12 protein-coding genes and 3 tRNA genes are annotated in these 11373 nt (G+C 73.8%); 5 read left to right on the top strand and 10 right to left on the bottom strand.

Translation table 11 applies throughout. The annotated features are described in order from the left end of the window. Window positions 1–39 precede the first annotated feature (39 nt). The 5 genes from ABZ924_RS35520 to ABZ924_RS35500 form a co-directional block, all read right to left on the bottom strand. Window positions 40–468, bottom strand: coding sequence for a MaoC family dehydratase (locus tag ABZ924_RS35520; RefSeq protein WP_361919340.1), 429 nt, complete (start codon window positions 466–468; stop codon window positions 40–42). A gap of 1 nt (window position 469) precedes the next feature. Beyond that, window positions 470–922 carry a MaoC family dehydratase N-terminal domain-containing protein gene (locus ABZ924_RS35515; RefSeq protein WP_361919338.1) on the bottom strand — a complete coding sequence of 151 codons (453 nt, stop codon included), beginning with the start codon at window positions 920–922 and terminating at the stop codon, window positions 470–472. A gap of 160 nt (window positions 923–1082) precedes the next feature. Further along, complete coding sequence (rpmG, locus tag ABZ924_RS35510) at window positions 1083–1247, bottom strand: 50S ribosomal protein L33 (RefSeq protein WP_007265873.1); 165 nt, start codon at window positions 1245–1247, stop codon at window positions 1083–1085. Window positions 1248–1336: 89 nt separating this feature from the next. Next, a tRNA-Met gene (locus tag ABZ924_RS35505) sits at window positions 1337–1409 on the bottom strand. Window positions 1410–1458: 49 nt separating this feature from the next. Continuing rightward, window positions 1459–1531: transfer RNA gene (locus ABZ924_RS35500), tRNA-Thr, on the bottom strand. A gap of 377 nt (window positions 1532–1908) precedes the next feature. Here ABZ924_RS35500 and ABZ924_RS35495 point away from each other — a divergent pair. Together ABZ924_RS35495 and ABZ924_RS35490 are read left to right on the top strand one after the other, a co-directional pair. After that, the gene (locus tag ABZ924_RS35495; protein ID WP_361919335.1) at window positions 1909–3219 is read left to right on the top strand and encodes an amidohydrolase family protein; all 1311 of its coding nucleotides are present in this window, start codon (window positions 1909–1911) and stop codon (window positions 3217–3219) included. 53 nt (window positions 3220–3272) lie between these two features. Next, the gene (locus ABZ924_RS35490; RefSeq protein WP_361919333.1) at window positions 3273–3929 is read left to right on the top strand and encodes an SDR family oxidoreductase; all 657 of its coding nucleotides are present in this window, start codon (window positions 3273–3275) and stop codon (window positions 3927–3929) included. Between the two features lie 21 nt (window positions 3930–3950). Here ABZ924_RS35490 and ABZ924_RS35485 read toward each other — a convergent pair whose 3' ends face one another. Together ABZ924_RS35485 and ABZ924_RS35480 are read right to left on the bottom strand one after the other, a co-directional pair. Beyond that, entirely contained in the window at window positions 3951–4304 is a 354-nt protein-coding gene (locus tag ABZ924_RS35485) for a DUF3574 domain-containing protein (protein WP_361919331.1), read from the bottom strand. 198 nt (window positions 4305–4502) lie between these two features. Continuing rightward, window positions 4503–4584 (bottom strand) — tRNA-Tyr (locus tag ABZ924_RS35480). A gap of 201 nt (window positions 4585–4785) precedes the next feature. Here ABZ924_RS35480 and ABZ924_RS35475 point away from each other — a divergent pair. From ABZ924_RS35475 to ABZ924_RS35465, 3 genes are all read left to right on the top strand, one after another. Beyond that, window positions 4786–5274 carry a YajQ family cyclic di-GMP-binding protein gene (locus tag ABZ924_RS35475; RefSeq protein WP_360624110.1) on the top strand — a complete coding sequence of 163 codons (489 nt, stop codon included), beginning with the start codon at window positions 4786–4788 and terminating at the stop codon, window positions 5272–5274. A gap of 295 nt (window positions 5275–5569) precedes the next feature. After that, window positions 5570–7021, top strand: coding sequence for a SulP family inorganic anion transporter (locus tag ABZ924_RS35470; RefSeq protein ID WP_361919329.1), 1452 nt, complete (start codon window positions 5570–5572; stop codon window positions 7019–7021). 91 nt (window positions 7022–7112) lie between these two features. Continuing rightward, window positions 7113–8381 carry an APC family permease gene (locus ABZ924_RS35465; RefSeq protein ID WP_361919327.1) on the top strand — a complete coding sequence of 423 codons (1269 nt, stop codon included), beginning with the start codon at window positions 7113–7115 and terminating at the stop codon, window positions 8379–8381. A gap of 275 nt (window positions 8382–8656) precedes the next feature. Here the strand turns inward: ABZ924_RS35465 and ABZ924_RS35460 are convergent, their stop codons facing one another. The 3 genes from ABZ924_RS35460 to htpX are packed head-to-tail and all read right to left on the bottom strand — an operon-like array spanning window position 8657 to window position 10924. Next, on the bottom strand, window positions 8657–9646 hold the full coding sequence (locus tag ABZ924_RS35460; protein WP_361919325.1) for a glycosyltransferase family 2 protein: 990 nt from the start codon (window positions 9644–9646) through the stop codon (window positions 8657–8659). Window positions 9647–9671: 25 nt separating this feature from the next. Beyond that, window positions 9672–10064 carry a YccF domain-containing protein gene (locus ABZ924_RS35455; RefSeq protein WP_361919323.1) on the bottom strand — a complete coding sequence of 131 codons (393 nt, stop codon included), beginning with the start codon at window positions 10062–10064 and terminating at the stop codon, window positions 9672–9674. After that, window positions 10061–10924, bottom strand: coding sequence for a zinc metalloprotease HtpX (gene htpX / locus ABZ924_RS35450; RefSeq protein WP_361919321.1), 864 nt, complete (start codon window positions 10922–10924; stop codon window positions 10061–10063). The genes ABZ924_RS35455 and htpX overlap by 4 nt, the downstream gene beginning before the upstream one ends. Window positions 10925–11373: the final 449 nt, after the last annotated feature.

Raw genomic sequence — 11373 nt, 5'->3', positions numbered from 1 at the left:
CGCGGCCGGGGGGCGGCCCCCCCCCCCCCCCACCGCGGCTCAGGCGAGCGCGACGACCGCGCGGGAGCGGCCGAGGACCTTCTGGCCGCCGGCCGTGGCGACGAGGTCGATGCGGACCTGGCGGTCGTCCAGCTTGGCGGCGACCTTGGCGGTGACCTCGATCACGGCACCCCTGTCGTCGTTGGGCACGACGACCGGGTTGGTGAAGCGCACGCCGTAGTCGACGACCGCGCCCGGGTCGCCGACCCAGTCGGTGACGACGCGGATCGCCTGGGCCATGGTGAACATGCCGTGCGCGATCACGTCCGGCAGTCCGACCTCCTTGGCGAACTTCTCGTTCCAGTGGATCGGGTTGAAGTCGCCGGAGGCGCCCGCGTACTGCACGAGCGTGGCGCGCGTCACGGGGAAGGACGCGGCGGGGAGCTCGGTGCCGACCTCGACGTCGTCGTACTTGATCTGCGCGGTCATCTCAGGCCTCCTCGGGGGCGCGGGAGACGAGCTTCGTCCACGCCGTCACCACGTGTTCGCCGGTCTCGTCGTGGACCTCGCCGCGGATGTCGATGATGTCGTTGCCCGCCAGGGTCTTCACGGCCTCGATGGTGGAGGTCACGGAGAGGCGGTCGCCCGCGCGGACGGGGCGGGTGTACGCGAAGCGCTGGTCGCCGTGGACGACCCGGCTGTAGTCCAGGCCGAGCTGCGGGTCGGCGACGACCTGGCCCGCGGCCGCGAAGGTGATCGCGAAGACGAAGGTCGGCGGGGCGATCACGTCCTGGTGGCCGGCGGCCTTGGCGGCCTCGGCGTCGGTGTAGACGGGATTGGCGTCCCCCACCGCGACCGCGAATTCGCGGATCTTCTCCCGGCCGACCTCGTAGGGGTCGGTGGGCGGGTAGCTCCGCCCGACGAAGGACTGGTCGAGCGCCATGGCTCCCTACCTCCTGATTGAACGAGATGGACGAGACGGACGAGACGGACGAGATGATCGCGGGATCGAAATGATCGCGCGTACGCGGAAACGACACGAGGCCGCCCCCATTGAAGGGGACGACCTCATGACGTTGCCTGTATTCGAGACTTCGCCGGTGTCAGCGGGTCTCGCGGTGCGCGGTGTGCGAGTTGCAGCGCGGGCAGTGCTTCTTCATCTCCATGCGGTCCGGGTTGTTACGCCGGTTCTTCTTGGTGATGTAGTTCCGCTCCTTGCACTCCACGCAGGCCAGCGTGATCTTCGGGCGGACGTCGGTGGCAGCCACGTGAGTGCTCCTTGACGGACTAATGGACGGATCGAACGCATAAAAGAGTAGCCGATCGGGAGACCGACCCCGCAATCGGCTACTGTGGGTAGCGGCGACCGGACTTGAACCGGTGACACAGCGATTATGAGCCGCTTGCTCTACCGACTGAGCTACGCCGCTTTGATGATGATCGGCTCCCCACCCGAGGGTGGGGGGCCTCTCTCACCAGAGCCCCAATGCGGAATCGAACCGCAGACCTTCTCCTTACCATGGAGACGCTCTACCGACTGAGCTATTGGGGCGAGCGAGGAAGACATTACACGGTTGCGCGCCGATCGCCCAAATCCATTGCGGAGGCCCCTCCCGCAGGGCCTTCCGACCCCGCCCGCGAAGGCGTTGCGACGCCCCGGGGGCCGGCCGCGGAGCCGCCGCGACCGCCTTGGGGCGCCCCGTTTCCGCCCCCGCTCCCTCCCCCGCTCCCGCGCCGCCCGGGCGCGTACGGGAGCGCCTCGGCGCAGCGGCGCCACACCGGTACGACTGGCACCACACCGGTACGACTATTGCGCCCTTCCCCGAAGCGGCGGCGCCCGCGCCCTAGGCTCGGAGCACGCTGCGTGATCTTGGGCCGCGGGCCGCGGCCACCTGGGCCCAGGACCGCCCGAGCCCCCGCAGGAGCGCGATGTCCGACAGCCAGCCCCAGCAGCCGTCCCCCTTCCCGCCGGGCGGCCGCGGCGAGGGCGGCGGCCAGGGCCCGCTGCGCCCCGGCGGCCACGGAGGCGCACCCGCCGCCGAGTCCACCGCCCTGCTGCTCGCCGGGGCCCGCCTCACGGACGGCCGCACGGTCGACGTCCGGCTCGGCGGCGGCCGGATCCAGGCCGTCGGCACGGCGGGCAGCCTGCCGCCGGGCGCGCCGGCCCGGGTGGACCTCAGCGGCTACCTGCTGCTCCCGGCGCCCGCCGAGCCGCACGCACACGGGGACACCGCCCTGACCGCGGACGGCGAGGGGCCCGTCGGGTACGCCCCGGACGAGGTGCAGCGCAGGGCCACCGAGGCGGCCCTGCTCCAGCTGGGGCACGGCGCGACGGCCGTCCGCAGCCACGTCCGGATCGGCGGCGTGCACGGCCTCGGCCCGCTGGCGGCCGTGCTCCAGGCCCGCCGCTCGCTGCGCGGCCTGACCGACCTGACCGCGGTGGCCGTGCCCCGGCTGCTGACCGGGGTGGCGGGCGCCGACGGGCTCGCGATGCTGCGGGACGCGGTCCGGATGGGCGCGGCGGTCATCGGCGGCTGCCCCGACCTGGACCCCGACCCCACCGGCTTCGTGGAGGCCGTCCTCGACCTCGCCGCCGAGCACGGCTGCCCGGTGGACCTGCACACCGACGCCGACGACCCCGGCCGGCTGGCCCGGCTCGCGGTGATGGCCGGCGGGCTGCGGCCCGGCGTGACGATCGGCCCCTGCGGCGGGCTGTCGCGGCTCCCGCTGGACGCGGCGCACCGGGCCGCGGACCAGCTGGCCGCGGCCGGCGTACGGGTGACCTGCCTGCCCCAGGGCGACTGCGCGGCCCTGGAGCGCCGCGGCCTGCGCTCCGCGCCCGTACGGCTGCTGCGGGCCGCCGGGGTCCGCGTCGCGGCCGGCAGCGGGGCCCTGCGCGACGCCGGGAACCCGGTCGGCCGGGGCGACCCCCTGGAGGCGGCCTACCTGCTGGCCTCGCAGGGCGGGCTGCGGCCGCAGGAGGCCTACGCGGCGGTCAGCGACGCCGCCCGGGAGGCGATGGGCCTGCCGGAGGTCCGGGTGGAGGCCGGCTTCCCGGCGGAGCTGCTCGCCGTGCGCGGGGAGCGGATCGCGGGGGTGCTGTCGCTGGCGTACAGCCGGATCGTGATCCACCGCGGGCGGGTGGTGGCCCGTACGAGCGCCGTACGGGAGTACTGCGACTCGGCGGTGGCCGTCGCGCTGGACCTGCCCCGACAGGGCCGTATGGAGCCAGGTCCCTGAGGGCTCGCGGGTGTGCGCGGGCGGGAGCGCCCGGCTCGTCGTACGGTCGCCTCATGCGCATCGTCATCGCGGGTGGACACGGTCAGATCGCGCTGCGGCTCGAGCGGTTGCTCGCCGTGCGCGGGTACGAGGTCGCGGGCATCATCCGCAACCGGGAGCAGGGCGACGACCTGCGGGAGGCGGGCGCCGAACCGGTGCTGTGCGACCTGGAGTCGGCCTCGGTCGAGCACGTGGCGGGCATCCTCCAGGGCGCGGACGCGGCCGTGTTCGCCGCCGGGGCGGGCCCGGGCAGCGGGATCGCCCGCAAGGACACGGTGGACCGCGGCGCGGCGGTGCTGTTCGCCGATGCGGCCGAACGGGCGCGCGTACGGCGGTTCCTGATGGTGTCTTCGATGGGCGCGGACGCGCAGCACGAGGGTGACGAGGTGTTCGACGCGTACCTGCGGGCCAAGGGCGAGGCCGACGACCACGTCCGCACCCGGCTGGGCCTGGAGTGGACGGTCCTGCGGCCGGGCTCGCTGCTGGACGAGCCCGGCTCGGGGCTGGTGCGCCTGGAGGCCCACGCGGGCGGCGGGGCGGTCCCGCGCGACGACGTGGCCGCGGTCCTGGCCGAGCTGATCGAGACCCCGGCGACGGCCGGCCTGACCCTGGAACTGGTCTCCGGCTCGACCCCGGTCCCGGTGGCGGTCAAGGCAGTGGCGGGCAACTGAGCCGACTACCCGACCCCCTGCTCAGAAATCGGCGGTGACCTTGTCGTCGGACCGCCCGACCGAGTCCTGCTCGTACTGCTCCTCGTAGGCCGCGCGGATCCGCTCCACGACCTCGTACGACTGCTCGCGCACCATCGCCCCGTCGCCGGCGCGCCAGCGGCCGAGCCCGTCGAGCACGGTCAGCCCCTCGGGGAAGGCGGGGGTGATCTCCCGGTCGAGGAACCGGACGAACTCCTGCTCGGTGACCGCGGCCCGCCCGGCGGGCCGCTCGGTGCCGAAGTAGAGCCGGGTCTGCCGGTAGGGCTCCTGGGCGGGCCCGTGCAGCGCCGCCCCGACGAGGGCCGGGATCCCGGCCCCGAGCAGGGTCAGCAGCACCCCGCCGCCGACCTTTCCACGCGTGTCAGAAATCCATTTCACCCCCGGTGAACGACCCGCCCCGGCCGACGATGCGCCCACCCCCACCGCCCGCCCGAACGGCCGCCCCCCGAACCGATGGCCCCACCCACCCGCCGCAGCACACAACGAAACGGCCCCTGATCCGCGTTTCCGCAGATCAGGGGCCGTTCCTCCATGTGGCGGCGCCAGGATTCGAACCTGGGTAGGCTAAGCCGACGGATTTACAGTCCGCTCCCATTGGCCACTCGGGCACACCGCCATGGGATGTCGCCTTCGAGACCGCTTTTCGGCGGTGCTCCCTGGCAACGACGTAAACAATACCCGATGCTCGGGGGTGCTTCGCCACCGGATTGATCAGCGCTGCGGGCGGGCGCGGTGGCTAGGCTTTGCGGAGCGGGCCGGGTAGGTCCGGCCGCGCCCCACCGGGGCATCGACAGCCGACTTCAAGGAGCCACAGCACATGGCCGACTCCAGTTTCGACATCGTCTCGAAGGTCGAGCGGCAGGAGGTCGACAACGCCCTCAACCAGGCCGCCAAGGAGCTCTCGCAGCGGTACGACTTCAAGGGCACCGGGGCCTCGATCTCCTGGTCCGGCGAGAAGATCCTCATGGAGGCCAACTCCGAGGACCGGGTCAAGGCCGTCCTCGACGTCTTCGAGACCAAGCTGGTCAAGCGCGGCATCTCGCTCAAGGCGCTCGACGCCGGCGAGCCGCAGCTCTCCGGCAAGGAGTACAAGATCTTCGCGTCCATCCAGGAGGGCATCTCCCAGGAGAACGCCAAGAAGGTCGCCAAGATGATCCGCGACGAGGGCCCCAAGGGCGTCAAGGCCCAGGTCCAGGGTGAAGAGCTGCGCGTCAGCTCCAAGAGCCGCGACGACCTCCAGGCCGTCCAGGCCCTGCTGAAGGGCAAGGACCTGGACTTCGCGATCCAGTTCGTGAACTACCGCTGACCCGACGGGGGGTGGCGCACCGGGGCCGCCGCCGTGCACGGTTCGGGCGAGGCCGTGTGTCATCTCCCCGCCGCTGCTGGGTGGTTACTCGTTTCTTCGTTTCCTCGATGTCGGTCGGCGTACAGGAGCGACCCGTCGCCCCGGTGGTCCTCGTGGCCGCCGGGGCGGCGTGGTTTTCGAGGGGCGTGGGGCTCGTGTGCCCGGCGTGCGCGGCGCGCGCGCCCGACGGGCTTCCAGTGGGCACTTGGGCTGCCCCGCGCGCGCCCGCCACGCTGGGGGGAATTCGTTGCTCCGCATGGCAGGGGGTTCTCGCATGGCCGGGGCCGACACGTTCCGCGAGGACTTCGGGGCTTCCGTCGTCGTCGCGCTGGTCGCGCTGCCGCTCTGCGTGGGCGTGGCCGTGGCCTCCGGTGTGCCCGCCGAGCTCGGCATCGTCACCGGGGTCGTCGGCGGGCTCGTCACGGGATGGTTCCGCGGCAGTGCGCTGCAGGTCAGCGGGCCGGCCGCCGGGCTGACCGTGCTCGTGTACGAAGCGGTGCAGGCCCACGGCGTGTCCGGGCTCGGCGTGCTCGTCCTGGCTGCCGGGCTGCTCCAGGTGGGCATGGGGGTACTGCGGCTCGGCCGGTGGTTCCGGGCGATCTCCGTGGCCGTCGTGCACGGCATGCTGGCCGGCATCGGGCTCGTACTGATCGCCTCGCAGGTGTACGCCGTCGGCGGCGTGGAAGCGCCCGGCGGGACCCTCGAGAAGCTGGGCGCGCTGCCGTCGCTGGTCGCGCGGGCCGACTGGAACGCGGTGGCGCTCGGCGCCGGGACCATCGTGCTGGTCGTCGGCTGGCGGCGCGTACCGGCCCGGCTGCGGGTCGTGCCGGGGGCGCTGGTGGGGGTGGCGGCCGCGACGGCCGTCTGCACGGTGCTGCGGCTGCCGGTCGAGCGGGTGCGGGTGACGGGGGTGCTGGATGCGGTCGGGCTGCCCGCCTGGGGGGAGTTCGGGGTGCTGGCCTCGGTCGGGGCGTGCGGGACCGTCGTCGCGCTCGCGCTGATCGCCTCCGCCGAGACGCTGTTCAGCGCCGCCGCCGTGGACCGGATGCACGACGGGCCGCGGACCCGCTACGACCGCGAGCTGGTGGCCCAGGGCATCGGCAACGCCGTCTGCGGGCTGCTCGGGGCGCTGCCGATGACGGCCGTGATCGTACGCAGCGCCGCCAACGTGGAGGCCGGGGCGCGGACCCGGGCGTCCCGGATCCTGCACGGCGGCTGGCTGCTGCTCTTCGCTGTGGCCGTACCCGGGATGCTGGAGGCGGTGCCGCTGGCGGCGCTGGCCGGGGTGCTGCTGCACGCGGGCTGGAAGCTGCTCCCGGCCAAGGCGGTGGCCGCGCTGTGGCGCACGCACCGCGGGGAGGCGGTGGTGCTGGTGGCGACGGCCGGGGCGGTCGTGGCGACCAACCTCTTCGAGGGCGTGCTGGTCGGACTGGGGCTGGCCGTGGTCAAGGCCGCCTGGGAGACCTCGCACGTACAGATCGAGGAGGTGTGGGAGGGCGGCGAGCTGCGGGTCCAGGTGCTGGGCAGCGCCAGCTTCCTGCGGCTGCCGAAGCTGCTGGACGCGCTGGAGGCGCTGCCGCCGGGGCAGCCGGTGCGGCTGGACCTGAGCGGGATGGGCCACCTCGACCACGCCTGCCTGACCGCCCTGCGCGGGTGGGAGCGGGGGCGGGGCCGGGCCCCGCTGCCCGGCCGGGAGGGCGTCACCTAGGGCGCTGCCGCCCGGCGGGTCGTCCTGCTCGTCGCCGGGCTTCCCCGGGGCGGCCACAGGACCGTCACCCGGGGCCGCTACCCTCCGCGGCGTGAGGGATGACGTGAGCGGTGAGCTGAAGCGCACGCTCGGGGTCTTCGACGCGGTCGTCGTCGGGCTCGGGGCGATGGTCGGGGCCGGGATCTTCGCCGCGCTCGCCCCGGCGGCCCGTGCGGCGGGGCCGGCGGGCGGTGCGCTGCTGGCGGCCCTGGCGCTGGCGGGCTGCGTCGCGTACTGCAACGCGCACTCCTCGGCCCGGCTGGCCGCCCGCTACCCGGCCTCCGGCGGGACGTACGTGTACGGGCGGGAGCGGCTCGGGCCATTCTGGGGGTACCTGGCCGGCTGGGGCTTCGTGATCGGCAAGACCGCGTCCTGCGCGGCGATGGCGCTGACCGTCGGGGCGTACGCATGGCCGGAGCAGCAGCATGCGGTGGCCGTCGCGGCGGTGGTGGCGCTGACCGCCGCGAACTACGGGGGCGTGCAGAAGTCCGCCCGGATCGCCCGCGTGATCGTCGCCGTGGTGCTGGCCGTGCTGGCCGGGGTCGTGGCGGCCTGCCTGTCGTCCGGCGCGGCCGACGCCGGGCGGCTCGGCGGCGACTGGGGCGGGGGCGGTGGCGGGGCTGCGGGGGTGCTGCAGGCGGCCGGGCTGCTGTTCTTCGCCTTCGCGGGGTACGCCCGGATCACCACCCTCGGCGAGGAGGTGCGCGACCCGCAGCGGACGATCCCGCGGGCGGTACCGCTCGCGCTGGGGATCGCGCTGCTGGTGTACGCGGCCGTGGCGGTGGCCGCGCTGTCGGTGCTCGGCGCGCCGGGCCTGGCGGGGTCCGCGGCCCCGCTGGCCGATGCGGTGCGGGCGGCCGGGGTGCCGGGGCTGGCGCCCGTGGTGCGGGTCGGGGCGGCCCTGGCGGCGCTGGGCTCGCTGCTGGCGCTGGTGCTGGGGGTGTCGCGGACCACGCTGGCCATGGCGCGGGACGGGCACCTGCCGGGCACGCTGGCCGCGGTGCACCCGCGGCACCGGGTGCCGCACCATGCGGAGCTGGCCGTGGGGGCGGTGGTCGCGGTGCTCGCGGCGACCGTGGATCTCCGGGGGGCGATCGGCTTCTCGTCGTTCGGCGTGCTGGCGTACTACGCCGTCGCCAACGCCTCCGCCTGGACGTTGGACGCCGGCGTCCGGGGGCGGCTCGTGGCCGCGCTCGGCCTGGTCGGCTGCGCCGCCCTGGCGCTCTCGCTCCCGGCCGCCTCGGTCGGCGCCGGTGCCGCCGTCCTGGCCGTGGGCGCCCTGTCCTACGCCGCCCGCACCCGCCGCGCCCCCGCCGACTGACCGCCGGCCGCGGCCGCGGCTGCCGCTGCGTCTGCCGCTGCGCGGAGCCGTCTCCCCACCCCGCCCCTTCCCGAAACGCCTCAATCGCCGGCGGGGCTGATTCAGCCCGCGCGGCGTTTGAGCGCACCGGGCGCGAAGCGCACGGAACCGGGTCCGGGCGGAGCCCGGTTTCTGGGGGCACCTCCCAGCGGTAGCTGGGGGAGAAGGGGCGGGTAGGGGAACGGCTCCGTGCAGCGGGGACAGCGGCAGCGGCGGGCGCGGGCTGCCGGGCCGGGTCAGGGCTGGTCGGGAGGGGGTGGGTTCGGGGTTGTGGGGGCGGCCGAGTCGTAGCCCACGAAGTACGTCGGGCGGCGTTGGACCGCGGTGTAGATGCGGCCGATGTACTCGCCGAGCAGGCCCACGCAGATCAGCTGGACGCCGCCGAGGAAGAGCATGGCGACGAAGAGCGAGGTCCATCCCGGAACCGTGTGGCCGGCCGCGAAGATGACCAGCGTCACGCCGATCATCACCAGGCAGGCGAGGAAGCTGACCACCCCGAGCCAGGTCGCCAGCCGCAGCGGGGCGGCGGAGAAGTTGGTGATGCCGTCCACGGCGAGGCGGATCATCTTGCTCAGCGGGTATTTCGTTTCGCCCGCCACGCGCTCGCCCCGCCGGTACGTGACCTCGCCGCTCGGGAAGCCGAGCCACGGGACGAGGAGCCGGTAGACCTGCTGCTGGTCGGGGAGGGACTTCAGGGCCTCCACCGCCTCCCGGCTGAGCAGCCGGAAGTCCCCGGCCTGCGCCGGCACCTGCTTGCCGACCAAGCGGCGCATCAGCCAGTAGTAGGCGCCTGCCGTGTGGCGTTTGAAGCCGGTGTCGGTGCTGCGGTCGGAGCGGACCCCGTAGACGATGTCCAACTGCTCGGTGCGGGCCAGGTCCAGCATCTCCGGGATCTTCTCCGGCGGGTCCTGGAGGTCGGCGTCGAGGCTGGCGACGTACGCCCCGATCGAGCGGTGCAGTCCGGCGCGCAGGGCGGCCTGGTGGCCGGAGTTGCCCCGGAGCCGGACGATCCGCAGCTCGGGCCAGTCCGTGCGGAACTTCTCCAGCAGCTCCGCGGTCCGGTCGGTGCTGCCGTCGTCGACGGCCACGACCTCGTACGGGACCCCCGTGCCGTCGAGGACCGGCCGCAGCCGGTCCACCAGGGCCGGGAGGGCCTCCTCCTCGTTGTACATCGGCACGATGACCGACAGGGTCGTGGTCGTGGCCGTGCGCGCGGCAGCCGACACTGGCTTCGTCCTCTTTCGCTTCTTCCTACCTCGACGCGAACGGCGCGTCCGTCGGGACGATCTCGCGGCCCAGCGGCAGCAGGGACAGCGGGACCATCTTGAAGTTGGCGACGCCGAACGGGATGCCGATGATCGTCACGCACAGCGCGATGCCGGTGACGATGTGGCCGAGGGCGAGCCACCAGCCGGCCAGGAGCAGCCACAGCACGTTGCCGATGCAGGAGGCGGCGCCCGCGTCCCGGCGCTCGACGGCGGTGTACCCGAACGGCCACAGGGCGTAGACGGCGATCCGGAAGGCCGCTATGCCGAAGGGGATGCCGATGATGGTGATGCACAGCAGCACGCCCGCGAGGCAGTAGCCGAGGAACAGCCAGATGCCGCTGAGGACGAGCCAAATGAGGTTCAGGATGGTCTTCACTGACTACGGCCTGCCATCTGTTCGAGCCGGGCGATGCGCTCGGCCATCGGAGGGTGCGTCGAGAACATCTTAGAAAGGCCCTGGCCCGGTCGGAACGGATTGGCGATCATCATGTGGCTCGCGGTCTCCAGGCGGGGTTCGGGGGGCAGCGGGAGCTGCTTGGTGCCCGCGTCCAGCTTGCGCAGGGCGCTGGCCAGGGCGAGCGGGTCGCCGGTGAGCTGGGCGCCGGAGGCGTCGGCCTCGTACTCGCGGGAGCGGCTGATGGCGAGCTGGATCACGGACGCGGCGAGCGGGCCGAGGATCGCGATCAGCAGCATGCCGAGGAGGCCGGGGCCCTCGTCGTCGTCGGACCGGCCGACCGGGATCAGCCAGGCGAAGTTCACCAGGAACATGATCACGGAGGCGAGGGCTCCGGCGACGGAGGAGATGAGGATGTCGCGGTTGTAGACGTGGCTGAGCTCGTGCCCGATCACGCCGCGCAGCTCCCGCTCGTCGAGGATGCGCAGGATCCCCTCGGTGCAGCAGACGGCGGCGTTGCGCGGATTGCGGCCGGTGGCGAACGCGTTCGGCGCGTCGGTGGGCGAGATGTAGAGCCGCGGCATCGGCTGGCGGGCGGAGGTGGAGAGCTCGCGCACCATGCGGTAGAGCGCGGGGGCCTCGAACTCGCTCACGGGCCGGGCGCGCATCGCGCGCAGCGCCAGCTTGTCGCTGTTCCAGTACGCGTACGCATTGGTCCCGAGGGCGACGAGGACGGCGATGATCAGGCCGCCGCGCCCGAAGAAGCTTCCGATGAGGATGATGAGTGCGGACAGACCGCCGAGGAGTACGGCGGTCTTCAGCCCGTTGTGCCGGCGGTGCACGGTACGCCCTCCAAGTGGTGCGGTAGGGAGCCCCCGTCGAATGCTGCGGGTCCACGGTCCAGTGGACCCTCCCTTCCTGGTCAACGCGAGGTGGCGGCATCCGGTTCCCGGGGCGTACGGGGCCGGGTGCCGCGGCTGGCGGCGCGGGGTGGGGCCGTTGCGCCGTTCGGGTCGGGGGTCCGGGTGGCGGCTGCCGGTTGCCGCTGCGCGGAGCCGTTCCCCACCCCGCCCCTTCTCCCCCAGCTACCGCTGGGAGGTGCCCCAGAAACCGGGTCCTGCGGCCCCGGGCCCCGCTCGCCTCAATCGCCGGCGGGGCTCAAAGATCGGGGCTCCGCCCCGGACCCCGCGCCTCAAACGCCGGCGGGGCTGGAATTGCCGCGCAGCGGCACAATCCAGCCCGCGCGGCGTTTGAGCCACCGCCTCCGCCTGGCTCACCACAGCCGAACCAT

It is taken from the genome of Streptomyces sp. NPDC046876 (genome assembly GCF_040645035.1).
Taxonomy (GTDB): Bacteria; Actinomycetota; Actinomycetes; order Streptomycetales; family Streptomycetaceae; genus Streptomyces.
The sequence above is the reverse complement of the archived record's forward strand: the minus strand, read 5'-3'. Positions and strand labels throughout refer to the sequence as shown.